Source organism: Halomonas jincaotanensis, assembly GCF_018448785.1.
Lineage (GTDB): Bacteria > Pseudomonadota > Gammaproteobacteria > Pseudomonadales > Halomonadaceae > Halomonas > Halomonas jincaotanensis.
In genome coordinates, this window is sequence record NZ_JAHCLU010000009.1 from 156128 (window position 1) to 182122 (window position 25995).

Consider the following 25995-nt stretch of genomic DNA (forward strand, 5'->3'; position numbering starts at 1 on the left):
CGGAGTGCTTATGGAAAAGCCAGACACATGCCGGCCGATTACTCTTTTCATTCCTTCACTCAACGGGGGTGGGGCCGAGCGCGTCTTCGTCAACCTGGCCAACGAGTTCAGTCGGCTCACAGACCACCCCGTGCATCTGGTGCTGGCGCGCGGCGTCGGCGACGGCTGCTACCGGCGGGATGTCTCTGGTTCGGTCCGCATCATCGAGTTCGGCAAGAGCCGTACCATCAAGTCGTTGCCATCGCTGGTCAACTACATCAAGGAAGAGAACCCTCAAGCGATCCTGTCGACGATGTCCGAGGCCAATATCGTCGCGCTCCTGGCGCGCATGTTCTCTGGCAAGGCGTGTCGGCTAGTGATTCGTGAGGCGAATGTCTTCCGACCGAGGCAGGAAACCGGCGGCAATCGCCTGCACCAGGCGATTCATGCGCTGTTCATGAAGGTCCTGTATCCCAGGGCGGATGCCACGGTGATCATCGCTAAGGATATCCTCGATTCGCTCGAGGCAAACGGAATCCGCGTCTGCGAGAACCGGCTGTACATCGGTAACCCCGTCAAGATCACGGGCGACGCCGCGCCCGACCCTGCCATTCCCGCCTCCTTGAGCGGCGTGCGCTACATCTGCGCCATGGGCCGGCTCTCCGAACAGAAGGGCTTCGATGTCCTCATCGAGGCCTTTGCCCTGATGAAGGATGACAGCCTGCATCTCGTCATCATGGGAGACGGGCCGCTGAAGGACGCCCTGATGGAGCAGGCCAGGCGGTATGAGGTCGCGCAGCGGGTGCACTTCACCGGCTTCATGGCTTCCCCCAAGGCGCTCATCCGCCACGCCGAAATCTTCGTCTCCTCGTCGCGCTGGGAAGGGTTCCCGAATGCGCTCATGGAGGCGCTGTCTGTCGGCACCCCGATCGTGGCCAGCGCCTGCCCGGGGGCCTCTGGCCTGATCCTGGAGAATGGCAAGCACGGCCTCCTGGTCGAGCCCGACGCCCCGCATGAGTTGGCGCAGGCGATGTCACGCTCGCTCGTGTCACCCGCCGGAACCTACGATTCACGCGTGGCCAGAAGCCTGGACTTCGAGCCGACCAGGATCGCCAGGCGCTACCTCGACGAGGCACTGCTCGTCCAGGGCAAGAACGGTGAGACCGCCCGCGTGAACCTGAAGGTCAGCAACGACACTAGGTCGCTGTAGCAAGTTAACCAAACAACATTAACGGCCATGCCAAGCGTGGTCGAATGCAGGAGACACGTCATGGTGAGTGCAGAGTTCTTGCGGGGCTACACCATCAGACCCGCCGCGATACCCAGGTCATTGGCGATTTCCATCGTGGCAACGATCTTTGCCTACTTCGCGACGACCTTCGATTCCTTCTACGTCATCGACCGGCTGAGCTACGTCACTCACTTCAACTACGCCGATATCATCCTGATCGGGTACTGGACGGATGGCATCATGTCGTTCCTCACTAACGAACCCCTGTGGCGGCTGATGAACTTCGGGCTGCAGCGGGTCTTCGATGACCCTGCCGCCGCGATCAAGTTCTACGTCTTCATCGCCTCCTTCGTGTCGGCGTATTGCGTGCTCAGCTACGACCTGAGGTTCTTCGTCCTGCTGCTATGCTTCCTTCTGCTGCCTCAGTTCCTCAAGAACTACGTCGCCCACCTCAGGCAGGGCGTTGCCATCTCGGTCTTCTTGCTGGGCTGGCTGGGCATGTCAGGCAAGAAGCGCAGCCTGGTCATCCTGCTGACTCCCTTCATCCATGCCTCCTTCTTCTTCATCCTGTTCGTGATCCTCTTGCAGAAGCAGATCGACAAGCTCAAGTTGAGCACTGGCCCCAAGCTCGTGCTGTTCTTCCTGCTGGTGACCGGGGTCGGTATCTTCTCTTTGACGATCGCTCAGCAACTGGGTGCACGCCAGGATCAATATGAGCTGTTCGGCAGCGTCATCTCGGGCAAGGCCTTCCTTTTCTGGCTGATCGTGTTCTGCCTATACCTCTCCCAGGGCACCGAGTTCGTACAGCGTCATACGCTGGCCGTGGGCATGCTGATCTTCTACCTGGCGACCTACCTGTATCTTCCCGTGGCGGGACGAATCTTCGAGAGTGGACTGATGCCGGTACTGCTTGCCTCGCTCTCCCTGAGTCGCGTGCGGCTGATGGTGTTTTTCTATCTGTTCATGTTCTATTTTTTCACCCAGTGGTATCCCAGGCTCGGCCTCGACGCGCTGGGGTGGATACGATGAAGACAGAAGCTAGCGGACGCCGGGAGTTCATCTTCCGGGCGGCAGCAGTCGGCACCGCCCTGTCCGTGCCCCTGGGGGTCGACGCCGCCTACAGTCAAGGCACCGTGCGGAAGTCGGGCGGTCACGCAGTCATGGTCCTCGCTTCGCTGCGCGAGCTCAAGCGCTACCGCGGCGAACTGGCCGAGGGCCAGCTGATCACCGCCCAGGGCAGCCTGTTCGAGTGGCGGGGCGGGTCGCTGGCGGCACTGGGACCGGTCAGCGTCGAGGCTTTCGGGGCCCGTGGCGATGGCAACACGGACGATACCCGGGCCATCCTCGAGGCGGTGGAGGTGGCCAACACGCACTACAAGAGCGTCTATTTCCCGGCCGGCCACTACCTTTGCACCGAGCGCATCGCCGTTCGCTCGGGCGCCTTCGGTGACGGCGCCGAGCACACCCTGATCCGTGCCCGCAACCGCGGCCGGCAGGACTACAACTTCTTCCATATCACCGGCAGCGGCGTCTACGAAGGGTTCACCGTCGACGGGGCCGTGAGCCGCGATCCCGGCCGCTGGACGATCGACAACTACGATGCCTTCACCGGCTGGAACGCGATCGGCATCTCCGCCGACGACGTCGTGATCAGGAATTGCGTGGCCAGAAATTCCTGGAACGCCAATCTGCGCTGCGAGCTCGCCAACAGAGTGACGATCGACAACGTCGAGGCCATCCGCAGCCGGGGGGAGATGGGCGATGGTTTCTATATCCAGCGCAGCCACCACGTCAAGCTCACCAACTGCCGCGCCTCGGACCACACCCGCATCGGTTTCGTCTGCGAGGGTGGGGCGTCCGGTGATGGGTTCGACGAGATCGCCGACCATGTCAGCTTCATCGGTTGCCAGGCACACTACGGCCATGATCAGGGAGTGAATAATGGCGGCCGGGAGTTCAATACCGGATTCTGGTTCGAGAACGCCTCGCAGGTGACCTGCAGCAACTGCACCGCCCTCGACCAGGAAGAGGCCGGCTTCATCTGTGTGGGCTCCTCGCGGGTGCTCTCCGAAGACGTGGGTCGCGCTACCGTGCAGTTCACCTTCACCGACTGCTACGCTCGGAACACCTCGCGCGGCTTCCAGGGCTCGGGGCTCGAGCCCGAGGCGCTCGGGCACGTCTCGTTCACGGGCTGCGTGTCGGATGGCAATGACCAGGGGTTCGTCTGCCAGAGCATCAATGCCCGGCTGAGCAATTGTTCGTACTACCATGTTGGCGGTGGCTCCCAGTCGCGTGCCGTGTCCACGGGCCGGGAGGCGGTAGTGGCCATCGACCACTTCTACGAGTGCTGGCAGGACAGACCGGCCGCAGTCCATGACCCCGAGCAGGATCCCGGCAGCGTCTCGACCTTTTCCAGCGAGTCCCCCCGCAGCGTGACGGTGAGGCATTACCGGACTCAGGACGGGTCGCCGGCCGTGATCAAGTATCGGGTCCCGGGCGAAAACACCATCCAGCTGAGCATCGACGACACGCTGTTCAGCTCACCGCGCCTGATGGCCCACTGCACCCTGAGCAATGCCCGGCTGAGCGGGGCAGGCCGCATCCTCAGTATACGGGCCCATGACAGCGAGTTCGTCGATCTACGCGGCGAGATCAATGAGATCGTCGTCAACAACTGCCGCTTCTCGCGTACGGATGACGCCTCGCCGCTGCTGATGATCCACAGCCGGCATGACAGCGCCGAGCCCTGCTTCTTCATGACGAACTGCCGCTTCATCGGCGATCTCGAGCAGGGCGCCGAGTTCATCCGCGTCGACTCGGGCGCGGAGGTGGCCGACATCCCACGAGCCCACGATATCTACCTGACAGGCTGTCTGTTCTACAACACCGGCAGCGAGACGGACCGTGTCGGCGTCGAGCTCACACGAGCGCCGGAGTCGTCGAAAGTGCTAGTCGCCGGAGGATGGAAGTCGCCGAGCATCCGGACATTGACGGGATGTTCAGAGCAACTGGTCGGCGCAATGCATGAACTCGCTTGACGCGGCATCGTAAGTCTTCATGAGGCCAACCGGCTCAGTAAATCCATGCTTGTCATTGACTCTGCAGTATTCTTAAGCTTTATCACGTAGGCCGACCAAAATGTACGCAAAAAGATCTCAAAAAAATACAACGGCCATCGATAAAGTGACGCAGGGGCAGAGTAATGAAGAAGAAAAAAGCAGCGCTGGTAGTGCATCCTACCGGCCTGAAACAGTGGCAGGTCGATGCGTTGCAGAGCGTTTCGCGTTATCTGGAGATTTCGCTGTTGATCAGAACGCGCGAAACCGACACTACGCCACGCGAACTCCAGTATCTCGGCTATCGCGCACTTTGCGCGCTGTCTCTCAAGGGACCGGCGCTGCAACCGGCCGCCCTGGAGACATCTGGCATCGAGACGCGATGCGTGGCGACGCAGAAGGGCGGCGATGCTGACCGCCTGCCGGCGGCCGAGGTCGGGGTGCTGCGCCAACGCGGCATCGAGTTGATCATCAACTTCGCCATGCCCTTGGAGGCGCTCCCCGGCATCGACATCATCGCCTATCATCAGCGTGATCCGCTGCTCGAACGCGGAGGCGCGCCGGGCTTCCACGAGCTGCAGCACGATGCCGAGCGCGTCGAGATCCTCGTCGAGACGCAATCCCGGAGCGGTGCGGAACGAGTCGCGTTGGCGCGCGGCTATTCCCGTGCCTATGGTTACTCCTACTCGAAAACCGCCAGCGATTTTTACCGTAACGCCGCGCTGCTCCTCAAGCCCGCGTTGGAAAACCTGCTCGCCGGACGCCGCCTCGATGCTGTCGAGCCCGGGCCCCGGCCCGTGACGCCCGGCAATCTGACGGTTGCCTGCTTCGCTCTCAAGACGAGTACCCGCTATATTCGGCGACTCCTCTACGGCGCCTTGATGGAAAAGCGCTGGAACGTCATCACCACCGATTTCGACGGCCTGGACGACATCGCCAACCTCAGCATCACCTGCGGCCGGGTGCCGCGCCTGGGCAAGGCCTACAGCTTCTATGCCGATCCCTTCTTCAGCCATGATGGCCGCACGATACGCCTGGAGGGGCTCAACAAGCGCAATGGCATCGGAGAGATCCTGGAGCTCGATGCCGATACTCTGCAGCCATCGCCGGCCTACCTCAAGGGCAGCCACTACTCCTACCCCTTCTCCTTTTACGCGGAGGGTCGCGAGTACCTGCTCCCCGAGGTATCCTCGCACTCCCCCCCCTACGCCATCTCCGATCCCTTCAGCGACGCCGCCGAGATCATCCCGCTCGAGGGCTTCGACGACAAGCGGGTGCTGGATGGCACCTTGTTCCGTCATGACGGCGTCTACTACATCTTCGGCGGCGCCGAGGGTTCGGCCGAGAATTGCCTGTATGTGTATTACAGCCGCGCATTGAAGGGGCCTTACACCGCACACCCCAGGAACCCCATCGTGATCGACCCCAGGACGGCGCGGATGGGCGGCAGGATCCACGTCGCCGGCGGCAAGATCTACCGTTTCGGCCAGAACAACTGCCGCGGCTATGGCGATGGGCTGGCGGTGTGTGAAATCGTCACTCTGTCGCCGCATGACTACCGGGAGCGGATGGTGGGCAGTGTCGCTTTTACAGATGCCAGCGGACCCCACACCATCGACATCAACGACGGCAAGGTGGTGATGGACTTCTACACCGATGAATTCTCGCTGTTCGCCGGCTATCGGCGGCTGTCAGCCTGGCTTCTGCGCCGGCTGAGACGCCGACAGGCCAGCACCGGCAGCCCCGAGCCACTCGGCAATTACCAGAACTACTGAGCCAGCGCGCTCCCGAGCCGCCATCTCTCCCCTGAAGCGCCGGGCCGGCAGTCCAGATGGATTGCCGGTCCGGCGCTTCTTGCGTTGACGTCTGACCCCAGCGTTTCTCACCACAACATCGCAGGCGGGAGAGAAGCCCTTACTCCCAGGTCTTGGCGTAGTCGTCCCAGTAGCGACCCAGTTGGCGCTCCTCGGTCAGCTCATACAGCGAGTAGCGGCGCTGCAGGGCGGCCCCACCATCTCGCGTGAGGGGCCGCCAGGAGATGTTGGCCTTGTCGCGGCTGGAGCGGGTGAAGAAGGCGTCCAGTGGGATCGAGACATATAGCCCCTTGTCGAAGCCCCCCTCGCCGAAGTCGTCGTCGGCATCCGTCCAGGTCGCCCAGCCGCCGACCCGCACGCCGGACTCGAATTCCCGCGACAGGTCCAGGGTGGAGCCGTAGTCGCCGGCCAGATAGCGCCCTACGCTGAGCTTGGCCAGGATATCCTCGACGCCGGTTTCCACATAGGCGCTCAGATGGCCCGTCCAGGTATCGTAGTCGCGCAGCCCAAAGCCCTGCTCGAAGTCGCGCTGCCGCACCCAGTTCACGTCGGCCCCCAGCGCGATGGGGCTGTCGAAGGGGCGGTAGAGCAGCTCGCCACCGGCGCCGGCAAACATCATCTCCAGCAGGCCGCCGTAGCCCATGGCATACCAGTCCTCGCCCAGCTGCCCGGTGCGGGTGTACTGGAGGTTCTCGATACCCAGGCTCGACTCGGCCAGGTAGTCGCCGATGAAGGTGCGCACGCGAGGCAGCTGCGAAGGGCCGCGATAGTCGTAGCGGTCCAGGTTGTCGAACAGGGTCCACGCCAGCGTGCCCGAGAACCAGCCGTTGGGGTCGGTGTGGTACTCGGCGTCGGCCACCGCCATCAGGCGGTAAAGATAGCCGTCCGGCCCGCCGAAGTTCTGGTCGAGGCGCGGGCCCAGGCGCCAGTCGAAGCGCCGCGGCTCACCGCGGTAGAGGGTTTCGTCGCCATTTTCCAGACTGGCATGCGCGTAAATGCCATGCCGATGCCGCACCTCGTGCTCGCTGGAGCGCGCCGCCGCCACGAAGGCGTCGCGCTGGTGAACGTCCTCGCGCAGGCTCATGCCACGGTTCTGCCATTGATAGTGGAAGCGCTCGATGTCCTCGTCCGCCTGCGCATGCAGGATCCGCCCGGCGCGTCCCTCGCTCTGTGCCAGCGAGCGGAAGGTCGACGGCTCGGCCACCACGCGCAGCCCCACGCCATCCTCCTCGATACGTGCCACCCGCATGCCCGCATTGTGCTCCAGCTCGCGGGCTACCTCGGCCCAGTCCTCGCGGGGTGGCGCATCGACGCTCGCCGGCTCGGGGTCGCGCTTGACCTGGCTCAGCCCGGCGAGGTCGATGTTGTAGGTCAGGCCGGCCATGGCCGTATTGCCGCGCTGCCAGCCACCGCGCAGTTCAAGGTTGTCGGACAGCGCCAGCCGTGCGCCGACGTTGAAGCGCGAATCCTGCTCCTGGTCGTTGTCGAGGGGCTCGCTGCCGTAGTCGTTGCCCTCATATTCCAGCTGCAGCACCAGCGGCTCCCAGGGGGTCTGGTACTCGACGCCGCCGAACAGCGCCACGGGACCCCGGAATAGCGCGTCCACAGCGAACTCGCCGCCGCGGTCGCCGCCGGCACGCCGAGGGCGCTCGTCGAAGCGGTCACTGGCCCAGCCCAGCGGCGAGTCGATGTCTGCGGCGTTACCCAGATGCCCCCAGCCGACGCCCAGGCTGACATCCAGGTCGTACCAGCGCTTGCTGGCCACCAGATATTCGGCCCCGAACAGTGTGGTGCCGCCCACATCGCGAAAGCCCAGCGCCAGCTGCGGCCAGTAGCGATTCTCCTCCAGCAGCCGCAATTTCATGTCGAAGCCCTTGTCGAGGTAGCGACGGTTCCCGGCGATGGACTCGCCGAACAACCGGTCCTCGATCTCCACGTAGCGGAAGCCGCCCTCCAGCCACTCCAGGGGCTGCAGGAACACGCTATAGCGCCGGTAGGGGTCGGTACGGCTGGCGGCGATCGACATGGTCCCTTCCGGCGCCATGCGCGCGGTAGGGGTCTGCATCAAGCCCACGCCGCCGTAGTCGCCCTGGCCGGCCCCCAGCTCGCCCGCCAGGCCGTCCGCTTGGGCTGAGGCCGCCGCCCCCGAGAGCAGCACGCAGGAAAGGACGGGGCCCCAGCGCGACGACGCGGGGCTTGGCGTGGGGCGAAGCCAGGCAAGCGATGACGTTTTATTCATGGCACCTTCCGTAGGCGGCAGTCGTCGCCGGGCAGGCGCGTGGCCAGCAGCTCCGGCAGATGCGTGTTGATCAGCTCAGCTTCATGGGTGGTGCCGGGGAAGGGCAGGGCGCCGCGCAGCCCCTGGCGGGTCGGCAGCTCCAGCACGACCCGCGAACCCGGCACCAGCGGCGTACGCTGATGGTTCCAGGCCGCGACCCCGCGCCGCCAGATTCTACCCTCGGGGGTGATCAAGGCGGCATGGTCGACACCGTCGGCGGCCGCCGGGGAGAGTGCCTCGAGGGCCGCCGACAGGGTCAGGTCCGGCACCCAGTCGATCCGCGTCACGCCGTCGCGGCTCCACAGCTCCACCCAGCTCGAGCGAACGCAGACGCCCAGGTGAGCGATGCGTGAAAGCGGCGGGTTGTCGCGCAGGTTGGCCCCCAGCCACGGCAGGTCCAGGCGTCCGGGAGTACGCGCCTCCTCGAGGCGCCACTCGGCAAGCCGCTCGCGCCACGCCAGCAGGGCGGATTCGCGCGCCGAGTCGCCGGCCACCCGCGCGCTCACCGCCAGCGTGCCCAGCTCGGCCATCAGCTGCCGGCGGCGCTCCGCGAGCGCTGCGGCGGTGTCATGGCGCAGGGCAAAGGCCTGCTGCCAGGCCACCGGGGCGGGATGCTCCTGCTGCCAGCGCAGCCAGGCATCGGCCAGCGTCGGGGTGTCGGCGCCCTGGGCCAGGGCGCCACTGGCTGCCGTTCCCAGCCACAGGCCGGCCAGCAGGGCGGCCGCCAGGCGAGTGGCGCTACCCGTCATGGTTCGCTTCATTGGTTACCTTGCCCATCGTGCATGGCACAAGCGCCATGTCAGTGTGCGGATGAATCGGCGCGTCACCACCAGGCTCGCGCGACCCGCCAGCGAATCCTGGGCCCGTCGGGCCACGGTACGCTATCGCCGGCCCATAAACGCTGGGTCTCGGCATCGCGCCATAGCACGGCGCGGGTATGGCTGCCGTCCTCCCACGCCAGCTGCATTGTGCAGGGCTCGAGCGTGCGCGGGCCGAGCGGCAGCTCGTGGGCCGTGGCCTCGCCACACGCCAGGGTGCCGCGGGCGCCGAGTTGTCGCGGCAAGCCATCGGCGGTCTGCCAGCGGCGCTCGAGCCGGAAGGGTTCGGGCGATGCCTGTCGCCAGGGTACGAAGTCCGGGGCGTGGGGCGTCTCGCCCCCCAGCGGCAGGAAGCGGGTGTCGAGCAGGTCCTCGCGCAGCCCCGAGGTCGCCTGTAGCCCCTCGTGGTAGAGCACCAGCATGCCCTCGTTACCGGTCGGCCAGTAGGTGGCCGGCCCAGCCATCGCCCCCAGCACCACCACACCGGCGCGATCTTCGGTATCCACGGCGAGCGTGGCGAACTCGATCGCCTCGGCGCGCTCAGCGGCGGAGGTATCGCCCGGTAACCAGTTCGACACCGCGTTACCAAGCGGCGAGGCGCCACCGCTGGCGCAGCCACCCAGTACAGCCGCCGCGACCGCCGCCACGCCCAAGAGGCGCACGCGTTGGCCTCCCCGACAATGCCGCACCAGGCCTTTGGGCATCACGCGCACCGGCTCAGTTGGTGCCAGTGGTGGTGCCGGTGCCGGTGCCGGTGCCACCGGAGCCGGAGCCACCGCCGGCGGCTACCGCCGTCGCCAGGCCCAAGCCTGCCGCTACGCCGATGCCGGCGAGCGCCGCCGTGGAGAGCCCGGTGGCGGCCGCCAGACCGGCGAAGCCCCCGGCACTGGCCGCTCCGGCACCCGCGGCGGAAGCGGCCCCGGCCCCGGCGGCGCCGCCCGCTGAGCTCCCCGCCCCGGCGGCCGCGCCGGCCGGCTCAGTGCCTTGGGCCAGGGCCAGCGGGGCGCTCAACATCCCGGCGATGGCCATCAACGCAATCTGCTTCTTCATGGTGGAGCTCCTTTTCTTGTTAACTCTGGTCTTGTTAACCAGAATCTTGTTAAGCCGGGTCTTGTTAACCCGAATCTTGTTAACCCGGGTCTTTTTAACCCGAGCTGGGTAACCCGGGCAACCTGGATACGAATCGTAACGGTTTGTTCCGCAGTAGTATAGTCCGAACGTCTCCCCTAATGCTTAAACCTGTATGCCGTCATTCTTTCGTTATGCACCTTAGCCCCCCGGCGGCGCGAGGGTGTTCAGAGAACGACGTAAATATCATGAGCGTAATCTCATACTGTTTATGTAGGAGATCTCTGATATTTGAAAAAACAAAGGTGAAATTACTAGTTCTTAAAGTAGGGATTGTGTAGCATACGCGGCGCGCTGGATAGTGTTGTCAGGGCAAAAAAATCCAAAAAAACAGTAAATAAGGCGTTCCCGGTGCTCCGGTAATGCCGTGATGCTGTCATCTGTGTCGGGCAGGCTGCCGCCAGATGACACGCCACACCGGCCTCGGAATGTGTCATCACACGCCGGGGCGGTAGCGTGTCCAGACGCCTGAAGCGCGCCCGTCAGCGACATTCTCCACTGGCCTGCAGCGGCCCGATCGGCGGCCGATGGCGCCCTTCGCGACGGAAACGCCGCGAAAGTTGTGTCTCCAGTCCTGTAATGTATGTTCACATCCACTTACATGGTGTAACCTTGAGGGTATTCATCGTCCCCGCTACGTAGTCGCCGTATCGGCTGCATTGAGCAGGGCGGTGTGTTCACAGCACCCGCGTCGAACAATATAGAGGTCGTTACGCATGCGCCGAATTCGCCGATTCACCCAATACATGGCCCTGACGGGCACCGTCGTCTTGCTTACCGGCTGCGCCATGGCGCCCGGCGGGCATATCGATTATGACGCCGAAACGGCGCCGATCGACGATCTAGTCGACATTCAGCCGATTACCCCCGCCATGGTGGCCAACTATCGCGACGTGGTCAGCCGAGTGACGCCGATGCCCAGTGACCTGCGCGAGGCGATCGACAACTACAAGTACCATGTCGGCCCCGGCGACGTGCTCACCGTCATCGTCTACGATCACCCCGAGCTGACCATCCCCGCGGGCAGCGAGCGCAGCGCCGAGGAGGCCGGCAACGAGGTGCGCAGCGACGGCACCATCTTCTACCCCTACATCGGCAGGATCGAGGTGGGTGGACGCACTCTCGATGAGATCCGCGACGAAATCGCCCGGCGCCTGGCCAATTACCTCACCGAGCCCCAGGTCGACGTGCGGATCGCCGCCTTCAATTCCAAGAAGGTCTACGTCAGCGGCGCGGTGGAGACCCCCGGCACGTTGCCGATTACCAGCATCCCCATGACCCTGCTCGACGCCGTCAGTCAGGCCGGCGGCGCCCAGGAAAACGCCAACTGGCACGAGGTGGTCCTGACCCGCGACGGCGAGGAGGAGCGCATCTCGCTGTATGCCCTGACCCGCCAGGGCGATCAGAGCCAGAACCGCCTGCTGCGCGACGGCGACGTGGTCCACGTGCCCAGCGCCGAGAACTTGGGTGTGGCGGTCATGGGCCAGGTACGCACCCCCGGCAACCTGCCACTCGGCAACGAGCGGATGTCGCTCACCGATGCTATCTCGCGCAGCGGAGGCATCAGCGAGGAGACCGCCGAACCCACCGGCATCTTCGTTATTCGCACCAACGGCATCCAGCAGCAGGACAAGCTCGCCACCGTCTTCCAGCTCGACGTCAGCAACGCCGTGGCCTTCAGCATGGGCACCCACTTCGAGCTTGAGCCCGAGGACGTGATCTACGTCACCACCGCGCCGGTGGCCCGCTGGAACCGCGTGATCAGCCTGCTGCTGCCGTCGCTGGTGCTGCCGGGTGACATCGCCTCCAGCGCCACCGATGTGGGCGACCTGTAAACGAGGACACCGCCGAGATCATGTTTCAGCGCATCCTCATCGTGTGTGCCGGCAACATCTGTCGCAGCCCGGTCGCCGCCGCCATGCTCGCGCGTCTGTTGCCGGAGCGAGAGATCGCTTCGGCCGGCCTGGGCGCCCTGGAGGGGCATGAAGTGGCCCCCCAGGCGCGTCGCCTGGCCGAAGCCGACGGGCTGGATGTCAGCGCCCACCGCGCCCGTCAGCTCAGAAGCGAGATGTTGACCGCCCATGACCTGATCCTGGTCATGAGCGAAGGTCAGCGTCGCGCGGTCGGTGATCTGGCGCCGGAGGCCCTGGGCAAGACCCTGCTGCTCGGCCGCTGGCTCGACCATGGCAAGGGGCGCGACATCCCCGATCCGTACCGCAAGAGCGATGCGGCCTTCGAGCACGTCCACGGCTTGCTCACCGACGCCACGTCCACCTGGGCCAAGCGGATCTGACCGCTTGGCCCGGGCGTACGCGACACGCATCGCTCCCCAACATCCCAAGGTTCCCATGACCGAGAATACCTCCCACACCACGCCCGCCGACGAGATCGATCTCGGGCGGCTGTTCGGGCTGCTGCTCGATCACAAGTGGATGATCCTGTTCATCACTCTGTTGTTCACCGCCATCGGCGTGGTCTATGCGCTGCTCGCGACTCCCATCTACCAGAGCGATGCCCTGGTGCAGGTGGAGCAGCGCTCCTCGCTGAGCCCGCTGGGGGATCTCGCCAACGTCATGGGGGATGCGGTGGGCCCCACCCCCGAGAGCAACACCGCCGCCGAGGTGCAGATCCTGCAGTCGCGCATGGTGCTCGGCCAGGTAGTCGAACGCACCGGCCTGGACACCGTGGTGGCGCCGCGCAGCGTGCCCGTGGTCGGTGGCTTCATCCGCCGTCAGGGCATCCCGCGCCCCGCCTTGCTGAAAGGCGGGGCGTACGTCTGGGGCAACGAGACGCTCAAGCTCGGCCGCCTCGACGTCGCCGACCCGCTGCTGGGCATCCCGCTTACCGTCACCGCGCTCGAGGACGAACGCTACCGGGTGACCCTCGAGGACGAGGAGGCCCCCCGCGAGCTGGGCGAGGCCCGGGTCGGCGAGCTGGCCAGCTTCGAGGGCGGCGACATCCAGCTGCGCCTCGCCGAGCTGCAGGCCGCGCCGGGTGCGGAATTCACCCTGGTCAAGCGCTCGCGCAGCGCCGCCATCCGCGACCTGTCGCAGCGCCTCAACGTCAGTGAGGTAGGCGGCGGGCGCAACACCAGCACCGGCATGCTGCGCCTGACCCTGACCGGCACCGACCACCAGGAGATCAGCGAGCGCCTCGACAGCGTCGCCGAGACCTTCCTGCAGCAGAACGTCCGGCGCCAGTCGGCCGAGGCCGAGCGCAGCCTGGAGTTCCTCGAGCAGCAGGCCCCTGAGATACGCGATGAGCTGGACGCCGCCGAGGAGCGCCTCAGCGAGTATCGAGTGGAGCAGGACAGCGTCGATCTGACCTCCGAGGCCCAGGCCGCCATTCAGCAGTTCGTCGAACTCGACAGCCGCCTCAGCGAACTGGAGTTCCAGGAAGCCGAGATGGCCCAGCGCTACACCACCACGCACCCCAACTACCAGGCATTGCTGCGTCAGAAGAACCAGCTCGAGGAACGTCGCGCCGAACTTAACCAGCGCGTCGACCAGCTGCCCGCCTCGCAGCAGGAAGTGGTGCGGCGTACCCGCGACGTGGAAGTCACCCAGGCCATCTACGTCAACATGCTCAACAAGATGCAGGAGCTGCAGATCGCACGTGCCGGCACCGTGGGCAACGTGCGCATCATCGACAGCGCCCACGCCAGCACGATCCCCATCGAGCCAAAGCGGCCGCTGATCGTGGTGCTGGCCACTCTGCTGGGCGGCATGCTCGCGGTGGGCATCGTGCTGGTGCGCGGCCTGCTCAACCGCGGCGTGGAAGCCCCCGAGCAGCTCGAGGACGCCGGGCTGCCGGTCTACGCCACGGTGCCGCTGTCCGACGAGCAGCGCAAGCTGGTGCGGCGCATCAAGGGGCGCAACCAGAGTAACTCGCGCGAGGTGGTCAGCGGCGTACTGGCCGAGCGCGCCCCGGCGGATACCTCCACCGAGGCCCTGCGCGGCCTGCGCACCAGCCTGCACTTCGCCATGCTCGAGGCCTCCGACAACCGCCTGATGATCACCGGGCCCAGCCCCGGCATCGGCAAGAGCTTCGTCACCATCAACCTCGGCGCCATCTGCGCCCAGGCCGGCCAGCGCGTGCTGGTGGTCGACGCCGACATGCGCAAGGGCCACGTGCATCATGCCTTCAATGACAAGAGCGAAGGCGGGCTCTCGGAGCTGCTCAGCGGGCGCCTGGATATCGATGGCGCGATCCGCACAACCGACATCGCCGGGTTGGACTACGTGTCGCGGGGTACCGCACCGCCCAACCCCTCGGAGCTACTGATGACCGGCGGTTTCACCCGCTTCCTCGAGGAAGCCAGCCGCCGCTACGACCTGGTGGTGGTCGACACCCCGCCGGTGCTGGCGGTGACCGACGCGGTGCTGGTCGGCGCCCAGTGCAGCACCACGCTGATGGTGGCGCGCTTCCAGACCAACCCGGTCCGCGAGCTGCAGATCGCGCGCAAGCGCCTGGAAGCCGGCGGCGTGACGGTCAAGGGCGCCATCCTCAACGCCATGGAGCGTAAGGCGGCCACCAGTTACGGCTACGGGTACTACCAGTACTCTTACAAGTAAGTGACTCTACAAGTAAGCAGTTCTACGAGTCAGTGGTTATGCAAGTAGCTAGTTCTGCAAGATAAGCAGTTCTACAAATAAGCAGCTCTAAAAGTAGACATTTATAAAAGTAAGTTGTTCTAAAATAAGTAGTTTTCTGCTACTCGCACGGGCCGGATCTCAGACATTATGAGTGCCGGAGTGATGGCCCGATTAGCAGTGGAAAATGGGTAAAAATCAGCATAACAAAACGTTACAAAATGTCAGGATAGGAGGTGACGAAACAAAACACTCAGTGACATAACGTCACATGTAGGCGCCGCGAGGCGCGGGGGTCCGACCATGACAAAAGTCCTCGTGGATGGTGAGCTCGAGTGGCACAAGCCTTCCAGGCGGGTGAAGCGCAACGCCGAGACCATGTCGCGCAAGGAAAGCGAAGGTGGCCAGGCCGTCTCCAACCGCCGCAACGAGACTCTGTCAACCAAGACTCCGGCGAACGAGACCCAGGCGAACGAAACCAGGGTCCGCAACAGCGGTCCGGCTCCCGGCGACCCGCCTGGCCGGCACTTCCGCCAGGTCAAGCCTAGCGAAGACGACACCAAGCTGGAGCTGCGTCGCCGCCACACCGCCCTCCATCAGCGACTCCTGCACAGCAGGCGCGCCCAACTCCTGGCCGGACTGGTCGTGGCCATCGTGCTGCCGGCCGGCGTCAACTGGGGCTGGGCCTTCTGGCAGCAGGCCAGTGCGGCGCAATGGATCGCGCTGGGCGGCTCCATCGCCGCCTACCTGGCAGCGATCGTCGCCGTGCAGCGCCTCTCGCGCCTGCCGGGCACCCGCGCCGACCACCTGGTGGTGCCAGCGCTGACCACCTGTTACGGCCTGCTGTGGGGCGCGCTGGAACTGCTCAGCCTACCCTACGCCGGCGCGCACCTTTTGTTCAGCTACGCGGTGGCGGCGGCCGTCTTCACCGCCGGCTACCGGCTCTCGGTAGCGCATCGGCGGCTGCGCCTCGCGGTGGTGCCCTACGGCAAGACCTGGGAACTGTGTCAGGACCCGGCGGTGGACTGGCGCTTCCTCGAGGAGCCGAGCCTTGACGGCACCCGCGTCGACGGGGTGGTGGCCGACCTGCGCTCCGGCCTCTCGTTCACCTGGCAGCGCTTCCTGTCCGACTGCACGCTACACCGCATCCCGGTCTACCACGCCACCAACACCTTCGAAATGCTCACCGGGCGGGTCTATCTACACGACAACCGCCTGGGCAACATGCAGCCCGACGAGGGCTACGAGTTGCTCAAGCGCTTGCTCGACGTCGTGGGCGTGGTGCTGTTGATGCCGTTGCTGCTGCCGATCATGGGCGTCACCGCCCTCGCCATCCGCCTGGAGAGCCCAGGGCCAGCGGTGTTCACGCAGGAGCGCATGGGCCTGCACTGCCGGCCGTTCACGGTCTACAAGTTCCGCAGCATGTACACCGACCATCAAGGCACCGGCTTCACCCAGGAAGGCCATGATCCGCGCATCACCCGCGTCGGCCGCGTGATCCGCAAGTACCGCATCGACGAGCTGCCCCAGGTGTTCAACGTGCTCAAGGGCGACATGAGCCTGATCGGCCCGCGCCCTGAATCCATGGACCTATCGCAGTGGTACCGCAACGACGTGCCCTATTTTCATTACCGTCACGTGGTGCGCCCCGGCATCTCCGGCTGGGCCCAGGTCGAACAAGGCTACGCCGCCGAGGTCGATGGCATGACCCGCAAGCTCGAGTACGACTATTACTACATCAAGCACTTCTCGTTTTGGCTCGACGTGCTGATCACCATCCGCACCCTTCGCACCATCTTCACCGGGTTCGGATCGCGTTGACCCCCGGCGCTTGTCGGAGCGCTGCCTGCAGCGCAACAGCGCAAAAAGAACGTATGCACACAACCAGCAGAAGGCACCCATGAAGATTCTCGTCACAGGCAACGCCGGCTTCATCGGCTTCCACACCGCCAAGCGCCTCCTCGAACGCGGCGACAGCGTGATCGGCTTCGACGTGGTCAACGATTACTACGACCCCGCCATCAAGGAAGCCCGCCTGCGCGTGCTCGACGAGACCGCCGCAAGCACCGGTGCCGACTACACCTTCATCCGCGCCGACCTGGCCGACCTGCAAGCCGTCAACGACGCCTTCCAGGCGCACCGCCCCGAGCGCGTGATCCACCTGGCCGCCCAGGCCGGCGTGCGCTACTCGCTGGAGAACCCCCACGCCTACGTGCAGAGCAACCTGGTGGCCTTCACCAACCTCCTCGAGGCGTGCCGCCATCACCGGGTCGAGCACCTGACCTACGCCAGCACCAGCAGCGTTTACGGCGCCAACACCAAGATGCCGTTCTCCGAGCACGAAGGCGTCAACCACCCGCTGCAGTTCTACGCCGCCACCAAGAAGGCCAACGAACTGATGGCGCACAGCTACAGCCACCTGTTCAAGCTGCCCACCACCGGGCTGCGCTTCTTCACCGTCTACGGCCCCTGGGGCCGGCCCGACATGGCACTGTTCTTGTTTACCCGCAAGACGCTGGCCGGCGAGCCGATACCCGTGTTCAACCACGGACACCACACCCGCGACTTCACCTACGTCGACGACATCGTCGAAGGGGTGATCCGCGCCAGCGACGACATCGCTGCCCCCGACCCCGAATGGAACAGCGACAGCCCCGACCCGGCCACCAGCAACGCCCCGTACCGAATCTTCAACATCGGCAATAACGACCCCGTGAAGCTCTCCGCCTATATCGAGGCCATCGAGGACGCGCTGGGCAAGCCGGCCATCAAAGAGCTGCTGCCGCTGCAGCCCGGTGATGTGCCCGACACCTACGCCGACTCCAGCGAGCTCGAACGCGCCGTGGGCTACAAGCCCGCCACGCCGGTGAAGGAGGGCGTGGCCAACTTCGTCGCCTGGTACCGCGACTACTACCAGGCTTGAGCGAAGGGGCACGGATGATGGGATTGATCCAACGGGTGCGGGTGCCCGCCGCGGCCAGGAAAGAGGGCTTGTTCTCCGGCGCCTTCATCTACCTGTTCTCCAACATCCTCAACGCGGCGATCCCGTTTCTGATCCTGCCCATCCTGACCCGCAACTTGGAACCGTCGGAATACGGGCAGGTGGCGATGTTCCAGACGCTGATCGCCGCGCTGACCGCCTTCGTCGGCCTCAACGCAATGAATGCGGCCACCCGCAAGTACTACGACGACATCAACCAAGAGGAGCTGGCCAAGTACATCGGCGCCTGCCTGCAGATCCTCGCCGTCAGCGGCCTGCTGGTGCTCGGCTTGCTCTACGCGCTGGGTCCGTGGATCGCCCCCAGCCTCGGCATCTCCACCTTCTGGGTGCTGATGGCCGTGCTGGTGGCGGCCGGCAACTTCGTGATGCGGTTGCGACTGGGCCAGTGGCAGGTGCGCAAGAAGCCGCTGCACTTCGGCGCCATGCAGATCAGCATGAGCCTGATCAACGCCCTGTTGTCGATCTACCTGGTGGTCGTCATATCCATGGGCCCCGAAGGGCGCATGACCGGCCAGCTAGTGGCTCCACTGCTGATCGGCCTGCTCGGGCTAGTGCTGCTCTACCGCGACGGCCTGGTCTCGCTGGGCTGGCACACTCGCTACATCAAGGATGCACTGGCCTTCGGCGTGCCGCTGATCCCCCATGTGGGCGGCATCTTCCTGCTCACCACCGTCGATCGATTCTTCGTCAACAAGTACCTGGGCCTGGAGGCGGCGGGCGTGTACATGGTGGCGGTGCAGCTCGCCATGGCCATGGGTATCTGCTTCGACGCCTTCAACAAGGCCTATGTGCCCTGGCTGTTCGAGCGCCTCAAGCGCGACGACCCGGCGCAGAAGCGGCGCATCGTCAAGGGCACCTACGGCTACTTCGTGCTCGCCGCGTTCATGGCGCTGCTGGCCTTCCTGCTCGGCCCCTACGTGGTGGTGTGGATGGCCGGCGAACGCTACGCCGAGGCCGGCTCGGTGCTCGGCCTGCTGGCCATCGGCCAGGCCTTCCAGGGCATGTACCTGATGGTCACCAACTACATCTTCTACGCCAAGCGCACCGGGCGGCTGTCGCTGGCCACCATCGGCTCGGGGCTGTTCAACATCGCGCTGATGATGCTGCTCACCCCCATCTTCGGCCTGCACGGCGCCGCCGCCGCCTTCGCCATCGCCATGGGCGTACGCTTCCTGGCCACCTGGTTCGTCTCCCACAAGAGCCACCCCATGCCGTGGTTCACTTTCCACAAACCGTAAACGCCGCCCCGATCCCGATCCACCCAACGCGATACCGATTGCGCATGAACGCTTACCCCACGATCACCCACCACGGTGGCGCCGAGGGCGTCACCGGCAGCTGCCATCGCCTGCAGCTCGCCGCCGACCGCGCCCTGCTGGTCGACTGCGGCCTGTTCCAGGGCGAGGACGCCCAGGGCGACGACAGCCTCGCCCAGCACCGCGTGACCTTCCCGGTCGACGACGTGCTGGCGCTGCTCGTCACCCACGTGCACATCGACCACATCGGCCGGCTGCCCTATCTGCTGGCCGCCGGCTATCAGGGGCCGATCCTCTGCTCGGTGCCCTCGGCGCGGCTGCTGCCGCTGGTCATCGAGGACGCCCTGAAGATCGGCTTCACCGGCGATCGAGCGCTTCCTCGCCGAGGTGGAAGGGCGCCTGGAGCCGCTCGACTACGGCCAGTGGCACACCCTGGTCGACGACGCCCGCCACCGGGTGCGCGTGCGCCTGCAGCGCGCCGGCCACATCCTCGGCTCGGCCTATGTCGAGGTAGAAAGTGAGGAAGAAAGTAGCGACATCGACACCCAGGCATTCGCTACCCCGGGGCAAGTCGCCGGCGCACAGCGCACCGTGTTCAGCGGCGACCTGGGCGCCCCCCACGCGCCGCTGCTGCCGGCCCCGGCGCCCCCCGAACGCGCCGACGTGCTGGTACTCGAGAGCACCTACGGCGACCGCTGCCACGAAGACCGCACCGCCCGCCAGGCGCGGCTCAAGGCCGCCATCGACCGCGCGCTGGACAACGGCGGCACGGTAATCGTGCCGGCGTTCAGCATCGGCCGCACCCAGGAGCTGCTCTACGAGCTCGAGGAACTGATCCACGCCGCCGAGGACGCCCGCTGGCGCGAGCTCGAAATCATCGTCGACTCGCCGCTGGCCGCGCGCTTCACCGCGGTGTATCGCGAGCTCAAGCCATGGTGGGACGCCGAGGCGCAGGGCAGGGCCGGTGAAGGCCGCCACCCGCTGGCCTTCGACAACCTCTACACCGTGGACAGCCACGCCGAGCACGAACGCACCGTCGACTACCTGGCGCGCAGCCACCGCCCCGCGGTGGTGATCGCCGCCAGCGGCATGGCCGCCGGCGGGCGGGTGGTCAACTACCTCAAGCGCATGCTCGGCGACGAGCGCCACGACGTGCTGTTCATCGGCTACCAGGCCGCCGGCACCCCCGGCCGCGACATCCAGCGCTACGGCCCCCGCGGCGGCGGCTGGGTCACCCTCGACGGCCAGCGCTACGACATCCACGCGCGCATCGACACCATCAGCGGCTACTCGGCCCACGCCGATCAGGCCGACCTGCTGCGCTTCATCCAGGGCATGGCCACCCCGCCCGGCGAGATCCGCCTGGTGCACGGCGACCGCGACGCCAAGCAAGCGCTCAAGGCCAAGATCGAAGCCTGGGCGAGCCGGGAAGGGCACGAGATCCGTATCGTGCTGCCCGACCAGGCGCCATAACGTAAGTCCCCGGGAAGCCACCGGGGTCAGACCCCAGCGGCGGGCACGTTACCGGCAACATGCATTACCATCGGCCAGGCAACTCAGCTGGGTCTGATACAAGAGAGCCCCCAAGCTCTGCCTCGCGGGTCAGACCCCGGCGGCGAGCACATTGCCGGCAACATGCATCACCATAGCCTTGGCACCCAGCGGGGTCTGACCTAACAGATGCACCCAGCCCAGCGCTGCCTCGCGGGTCAGACCCCAGCGGCGGGCACGTTACCGGCAACATGCATTACCATCGACCAGGCAACCCAGTTGGGTCTGATACATGAGAGCCCCTAAGCTCTGCCTCGCGGGTCAGACCCCGGCGGCGAGCACCTTGCCGGCAACATGCATCACCATAGCCTTGGCACCCAGCGGGGTCTGACCTAAGAGATGCACCCAGCCCAGCGCTGCCTCCGGGGTCAGACCCCGGCGGCGGGCACATCCGCCGGGAAAGCCCACGATCACGGGCCTGTTGATACGGCCGGGGTCTGACCCCAAAAAAGCTGGCCGTAAGTCTCCGGGGTCAGACCCCAGCGGCGGGCGCACCCGCCGGGAACGCCCACGATCACGGGCCTGTTGGCATGGCCGGGGTCTGACCCCAACGGGGCAGACCACCCAGTTCAGCATCAAGCCTCCGGGGTCAGACCCCAGCGGCGTACACACCCGCCGAAGAAGCCCACGATCACAGGCCTGTCGAGATGGCCGGGGTCTGACCCCAACGGGGCGGGCCACCGGGGTCAGCTACGAAAAAAGCCTCCGGGGTCAGACCCCAGCGGCGGGTGCAATCGCCGAAGAAGCCCACGAAGCCGAAAGTCTCCGGGGTCTGACCCCAGCGGCGGACACAACCGCCGGAGCAGCCCACGATCACGGGGCTGTTGGCATGGCAGGGGTCTGACCCCAAAGGGGCACTTTGGGTGTTGTTCTTTGGGTGTTGTTGAGCAATGCCGTGGCGACGTTGCGTAAAGAACTCCTGCTGGCCAACTGTGGCAGCGGGCCGACCCGGTAGCATCCCATTATCGTAAAACCCACATCAAATCTGCAGTATACCTGAAGCAGTTGGCCCCAGTTTGCCAAATGGTGTTCTGTAGGAGCGCTCTTTAGAGCGACATATTTCAAATCTCGTACAGCTATTTTAATTGAATCCTTCTTTCTGGTAATCACGTGCTAGCTCATGCCCAACGCCTTACCCAAAGCAAGTTCGCCCGCAATGTGGCCATCGTTGCAAGCGGCACCGCCGGCGCACAGGCCATCACGTTGGCTTTCACACCCATCATCACCCGGTTGTATAGTCCTGAGGCTTTCGGTGTATTGGGAACCTTTACATCTATTCTAGTGGTTTTGGCACCGGTAGCGGCCCTAAGCTATCCCATCGCAATTGTTCTGCCGAAGCGAGATGTCGATGCGGTAGGTTTGGCCGAGCTGTCGATCGGCATCGCAGTAGCCATGTCTCTGCTGGTAAGCCTGATCCTGATGCTGTTCAAGGCGCCCATCGTCAACACCTTCAACCTCCAGGCCGTCGAACCCTTCATCCTGCTGCTGCCGTTGGCGATGCTGTTCTCGGCGGCCATGGCAGTGATGAGTCAATGGGTAATCCGTAAGAAGCTTTTCAAGCTCAAGGCCAAAGTCGCGGTGCTACAGGCTCTTTGGATTAACAGTGCCAAGGCGGGGATCGGGCTGTTCTCACCGCTGTCTGCTGTGCTGATCGTTCTGGCGACATTGGGCAGTGCGCTGCATGCCTTGATGCTTTGGGCAGCAGTTCGTAAGAGCTCGGACGGTCAGATGGAGGTGGCTAAGCAGTCAAAAGATACAGACAGCCCGGGGAGAGCGCTAGCCTGGCGGCACAGAGATTTTGCTTACTACCGCACACCACAGATTATGTTGAACGCAGCATCTGAGAGCATGCCGGTGCTGATGCTGGCGAGTTTTTTTGGTCCCGCAGCGGCAGGCTTTTATGCATTGGCTAAGATGGCATTAGTTGTGCCATCGCAATTGATAGGGCAGTCAGTGGCAGATGTGTTCTACCCCAAATTTGTTGAAACCCTTCACGACGGAAAAAATGGGAAATCTATAATCTTGAAGGCTTGTATATCGTTGTTGGTTATTGGTGTTTTTCCCTACCTTATAATCGTGTTTACAGGACCGGTTATGTTTAGCTTTATTTTTGGCTCTACGTGGGAGATGTCCGGGAGTTATTCGCAGTGGATGGCGGTTTGGTTATTGGTGGTTATGGTTTCTAGGCCGATAATTTCAACTATACCTGTCTTGGGGTTGCAGAAGCAATTCTTAATATTTGAGGTTTTGGCACTGGCGATTCGTGGTGCGGCCATATTTATTGGCTACGCTTTTTTTGCTTCTGCAATTTCAGCAGTGGCATTTTTCAGCTTGGCTAATGTGGCTATTTATGTTTTTTTGACTGTTTATGTTATTTCTAGAACCTAGGTTAGTTGATTTTACGGGCTTTTATACATGTAGCCCACAGTTTTTTAATGGTAAACACGATAAGAGCGTTGATATATTGAGCTCTCTTGAGTATTCAAGGCAATAAACCCTTAAAATATTTAAATATGCAATTTTGTCATTTTTAATCGAAAAATTGCTGTGTTACTCCTGTGTTTTTATTCGATTGGTAATCTAAAGATGTCGAAGCCACGTCCAGCCAAAAAGCGTGTTCTTATAGTAAGCAATAATGTGCTTTCTACACAAAATAATAACGGGAAAACTTTGTTGTCTATTTTCAAAAGTGTCCCGAAAGAGTGTGTGGCACAATTATACTTCAGCTCCGAGGTTCCGGAAAAGGGCCTTGCATCTAGCTACTACCGAATATCTGATTCTGATGTTTTAAAAAGCATATTATCTAGACCTAGTAGTAGAAGGGCAGGGGGCGAAGCTTTACTGCGCACAAGCGATTTTGAAGGGGTTCCATATAGTAAGCCTATTGTGGATATGCGCTCAATTAGAGACTTCGAAGTTTCCCGTATCGTTCGCGAACTAGTCTGGAAACTTGCAAATTGGAAACACGTTGGGCTGGTAGAATGGGTTACAATGTTTAATCCTGATGTTGTTTTTTTTTGCGCTGGTGACTCAGTTTTTGCATACCGTGTCTATGACATTATTTCCTCTTTAACGCCAAGTTCAATAAGGGTTGTTTATGTCACCGATGATTATGTACTACCGAGACGTAGAATATCTCCCTTTTGGTGGTTTCGTCGGCATATAGTATATTCAAATATGAAGAAAGCGGTCGTCAGCTCTGATGTGTTTGTTACTATTTCAAAAGAAATGCGCAACGAGTATAAAAAGCGCTTTGGTAAGGATAGCATTAATATTTTTAATGCTCCCAAGGATTTGAAGGTTAGATCCTTCAAAAAAACGCCCAGAAAAGATTACATTATGGTGTATGCAGGCGGGCTACATTTTGAACGATGGAAAACGCTTCACGAATTAGCATTGGCTATTAAGAAGTTTAATGAGAAGAACGGTCGAAGTGTTGTTCTTAAAGTCTTTTCACATCAGTCATTAGATAAAAAAATTGTAAATTCACTAAATGTATCTGGATCCGCTGAGTTTTGTGGACCACTGGATGTTGATGGAGTTAAATTTCAATTAAATGATGCTGATATATTAGTTCATGTTGAGTCCTTTAATAGAAAATGTATCGAAAGCACCCGGCTGTCAATATCAACAAAAATTGGTGAGTACCTGAGTGTTGGATCTCCTATACTTGCCATAGGGCCGCAAAGAGTAGCCTCAATGAAATTTTTGAAGGATACAGCATGCTGCATAACATCAAGGAAATCCTACGACTCGGCTCTTTATAATATTTTGGCTGAGAATTGTACTGAAAATGATCAAATCAACCATAATCCAGTCTTTGAAGATAATGTACAACTTTTTGAAGATTTGGTATTATTTGATGCCACAGTTAGTTGATTTGTCGCATTATTTCGCCCTTCATCTTCTCTCAATCATGCCTGTTTATAATTTGAATTATTCAACTTGATAATTTAATAATTTATTTTTTAATTTTTTAGAATTAAAATCATTTAGAAGAGGTCATGTGTTGATAAATATATATAGTTCGTCTGTTTTTAAAATATCAGCGGTTTGGCTTGTTTTTGTCATATTTTTACATATAATATCACCCACGGATATTGGTTGGAATATTAAAGGTTTTGGATTTGTTTTTTTTGTTTTGCTTTTTTCGCCCGTATTTTTATTAAAAGGGCGATCTCAAAAGTTTCTCCAGCCTTCAGTAAAACCTTTTGACCATAAAATTATTGTTTTGGGCATTTTTGTGCAATGGGTTTGTGCGCAATACGCAATCGCTTTTTATACGGGGAGCAGTATTCCTGAAGTGGTAGTAGGGTCTTTCAAGGGAATAAATTTATATCAAAGCTATCAAGATTTTTTTGGTGAAGCAGGAATTCGAAACACCTCTTTTGTAAACAGGTTGCCTGCTATAATCGCCTTAGCTTATGTAAAATTTTTGTTTGTACTTTCTATGTCGTTTTTTTTTCAGCAGCGCTATATGAAGTTTAGTAAAACCATATTGGTGTTATGTGTGTTGCCTTATCTCTTTATTGGCTTGGCCAGAGGAACTTTTTTTGAGATTTTTGAAATTTTTGTGGCCTTTGTTTTTTTTACTTTATCGGTAGGTTATTTTCAGAGTATGAACTCTCTTCGTAGGTCAGTTCTTGCTGTCGCATCAGTCCTGTTAGTTTTTATGTTGCCAGCGTTATTTATCCTCAATACAATCCGTCGATATGAAGATGCTTCATTATACTTCAGCAAAGCATGCAACCTAAATTTTTGTTTTGAACCCTATGGCTTGAATTTTTATTTTGAGTATGCCTTGTATGTGATGTCCATATATTTTTCAATGGGCATGTTTTTTATGTCTCATTTCCTGAAAATGGTTTTAGAAGGTGGGCTGGCCCACTCTCTGATCCCTTTGTATTTTAATTTTATTAAAGGTAACGAAAGAGGAGTAAGAGATGTTATATGCGACTTTCATGTCTGTCAGTTTGTATGGGTGCCTGATGTAGTGATCATTATTTCATATTTCGGTATATTTTCAACGGTAATTGTTTTCCTTTTATTTTTCGGTTCCATACGTTTAGAGCAAAACGTATTATCAAGATTTAATGCTTTTTCACTTCCTTTGCTCTATTTCGTGATTGTTTTCTTGCTTTCTATTCCAGTAGGAAATTTTTTTACAGTCTCTTCTTCTACTATTTTGTGCTCAGCTGCCTTCTTCGCTCTTTGGCTGATTTCAAAAAAGCAAAGATTAAGTCGAGTTTAGTATTTTTATGAATAGATATTTTGGAACTTTCCATTTTTTT

At 61.2% G+C, this 25995-nt stretch carries 20 protein-coding genes; 15 read left to right on the forward strand and 5 right to left on the reverse strand.

Annotation, left to right across the window (positions count from 1 at the left end):
- The first annotated feature begins 10 nt into the window (after window positions 1-10).
- The 4 genes from KG088_RS10410 (at window position 11) to KG088_RS10425 (ending at window position 6041) form a co-directional block, all read left to right on the forward strand.
- A complete protein-coding gene (locus KG088_RS10410) occupies window positions 11-1189 on the forward strand; it encodes a glycosyltransferase (RefSeq protein ID WP_213825457.1) in 1179 nt (392 codons plus the stop codon).
- A gap of 60 nt (window positions 1190-1249) precedes the next feature.
- On the forward strand, window positions 1250-2239 hold the full coding sequence (locus tag KG088_RS10415; RefSeq protein WP_213825458.1) for an EpsG family protein: 990 nt from the start codon (window positions 1250-1252) through the stop codon (window positions 2237-2239).
- Complete coding sequence (locus KG088_RS10420) at window positions 2236-4248, forward strand: glycosyl hydrolase family 28-related protein (RefSeq protein ID WP_213825459.1); 2013 nt, start codon at window positions 2236-2238, stop codon at window positions 4246-4248. Before KG088_RS10415 ends, KG088_RS10420 begins: the two co-directional genes overlap by 4 nt.
- A gap of 164 nt (window positions 4249-4412) precedes the next feature.
- A complete protein-coding gene (locus KG088_RS10425; RefSeq protein ID WP_213825460.1) occupies window positions 4413-6041 on the forward strand; it encodes a glucosamine inositolphosphorylceramide transferase family protein in 1629 nt (542 codons plus the stop codon).
- A 139-nt stretch (window positions 6042-6180) separates the two neighbouring features.
- Here KG088_RS10425 and KG088_RS10430 read toward each other — a convergent pair whose 3' ends face one another.
- From KG088_RS10430 to KG088_RS10445, 4 genes are all read right to left on the reverse strand, one after another.
- Window positions 6181-8319 (reverse strand): YjbH domain-containing protein, encoded by a 2139-nt coding sequence (locus KG088_RS10430; protein WP_213825461.1) that lies wholly within the window; start codon window positions 8317-8319, stop codon window positions 6181-6183.
- Window positions 8316-9107: a capsule biosynthesis GfcC family protein gene (locus tag KG088_RS10435; protein WP_213825462.1), complete on the reverse strand. Its 792-nt coding sequence runs from the start codon at window positions 9105-9107 to the stop codon at window positions 8316-8318. Before KG088_RS10435 ends, KG088_RS10430 begins: the two co-directional genes overlap by 4 nt.
- Before the next feature lie 74 nt (window positions 9108-9181).
- On the reverse strand, window positions 9182-9838 hold the full coding sequence (locus tag KG088_RS10440) for a hypothetical protein (RefSeq protein WP_213825463.1): 657 nt from the start codon (window positions 9836-9838) through the stop codon (window positions 9182-9184).
- Window positions 9839-9893: 55 nt separating this feature from the next.
- Entirely contained in the window at window positions 9894-10226 is a 333-nt protein-coding gene (locus tag KG088_RS10445) for a hypothetical protein (protein ID WP_213825464.1), read from the reverse strand.
- A 794-nt stretch (window positions 10227-11020) separates the two neighbouring features.
- On the opposite strand from KG088_RS10445, the gene KG088_RS10450 reads away from it, so the two are divergent.
- The 8 genes from KG088_RS10450 (at window position 11021) to KG088_RS10480 (ending at window position 20626) form a co-directional block, all read left to right on the forward strand.
- The gene (locus tag KG088_RS10450; protein WP_213825465.1) at window positions 11021-12139 is read left to right on the forward strand and encodes a polysaccharide export protein; all 1119 of its coding nucleotides are present in this window, start codon (window positions 11021-11023) and stop codon (window positions 12137-12139) included.
- Window positions 12140-12159: 20 nt separating this feature from the next.
- Window positions 12160-12597, forward strand: coding sequence for a low molecular weight protein-tyrosine-phosphatase (locus tag KG088_RS10455; protein ID WP_213825466.1), 438 nt, complete (start codon window positions 12160-12162; stop codon window positions 12595-12597).
- A gap of 55 nt (window positions 12598-12652) precedes the next feature.
- Window positions 12653-14878: a polysaccharide biosynthesis tyrosine autokinase gene (locus KG088_RS10460; RefSeq protein WP_213825467.1), complete on the forward strand. Its 2226-nt coding sequence runs from the start codon at window positions 12653-12655 to the stop codon at window positions 14876-14878.
- Between the two features lie 321 nt (window positions 14879-15199).
- Window positions 15200-16717, forward strand: coding sequence for an exopolysaccharide biosynthesis polyprenyl glycosylphosphotransferase (locus tag KG088_RS10465; RefSeq protein ID WP_250148183.1), 1518 nt, complete (start codon window positions 15200-15202; stop codon window positions 16715-16717).
- Between the two features lie 79 nt (window positions 16718-16796).
- Complete coding sequence (locus KG088_RS10470) at window positions 16797-17819, forward strand: NAD-dependent epimerase (protein WP_213825468.1); 1023 nt, start codon at window positions 16797-16799, stop codon at window positions 17817-17819.
- A 14-nt stretch (window positions 17820-17833) separates the two neighbouring features.
- A complete protein-coding gene (locus tag KG088_RS10475) occupies window positions 17834-19135 on the forward strand; it encodes a lipopolysaccharide biosynthesis protein (protein ID WP_213825469.1) in 1302 nt (433 codons plus the stop codon).
- Window positions 19136-19179: 44 nt separating this feature from the next.
- On the forward strand, window positions 19180-19674 hold the full coding sequence (locus KG088_RS19950) for an MBL fold metallo-hydrolase (RefSeq protein ID WP_319941418.1): 495 nt from the start codon (window positions 19180-19182) through the stop codon (window positions 19672-19674).
- A complete protein-coding gene (locus tag KG088_RS10480; protein ID WP_319941419.1) occupies window positions 19616-20626 on the forward strand; it encodes an MBL fold metallo-hydrolase in 1011 nt (336 codons plus the stop codon). The genes KG088_RS19950 and KG088_RS10480 overlap by 59 nt, the downstream gene beginning before the upstream one ends.
- A 339-nt stretch (window positions 20627-20965) precedes the next feature.
- Here KG088_RS10480 and KG088_RS10485 read toward each other — a convergent pair whose 3' ends face one another.
- The gene (locus KG088_RS10485) at window positions 20966-21112 is read right to left on the reverse strand and encodes a hypothetical protein (RefSeq protein ID WP_213825470.1); all 147 of its coding nucleotides are present in this window, start codon (window positions 21110-21112) and stop codon (window positions 20966-20968) included.
- Between the two features lie 702 nt (window positions 21113-21814).
- Here KG088_RS10485 and KG088_RS10490 point away from each other — a divergent pair.
- The 3 genes from KG088_RS10490 (at window position 21815) to KG088_RS10500 (ending at window position 25955) form a co-directional block, all read left to right on the forward strand.
- Complete coding sequence (locus KG088_RS10490; protein WP_213825471.1) at window positions 21815-23092, forward strand: oligosaccharide flippase family protein; 1278 nt, start codon at window positions 21815-21817, stop codon at window positions 23090-23092.
- Window positions 23093-23290: 198 nt separating this feature from the next.
- A complete protein-coding gene (locus KG088_RS10495) occupies window positions 23291-24583 on the forward strand; it encodes a glycosyltransferase family protein (protein WP_213825472.1) in 1293 nt (430 codons plus the stop codon).
- Between the two features lie 127 nt (window positions 24584-24710).
- Window positions 24711-25955, forward strand: coding sequence for a hypothetical protein (locus tag KG088_RS10500; protein ID WP_213825473.1), 1245 nt, complete (start codon window positions 24711-24713; stop codon window positions 25953-25955).
- Window positions 25956-25995 lie beyond the last annotated feature (40 nt).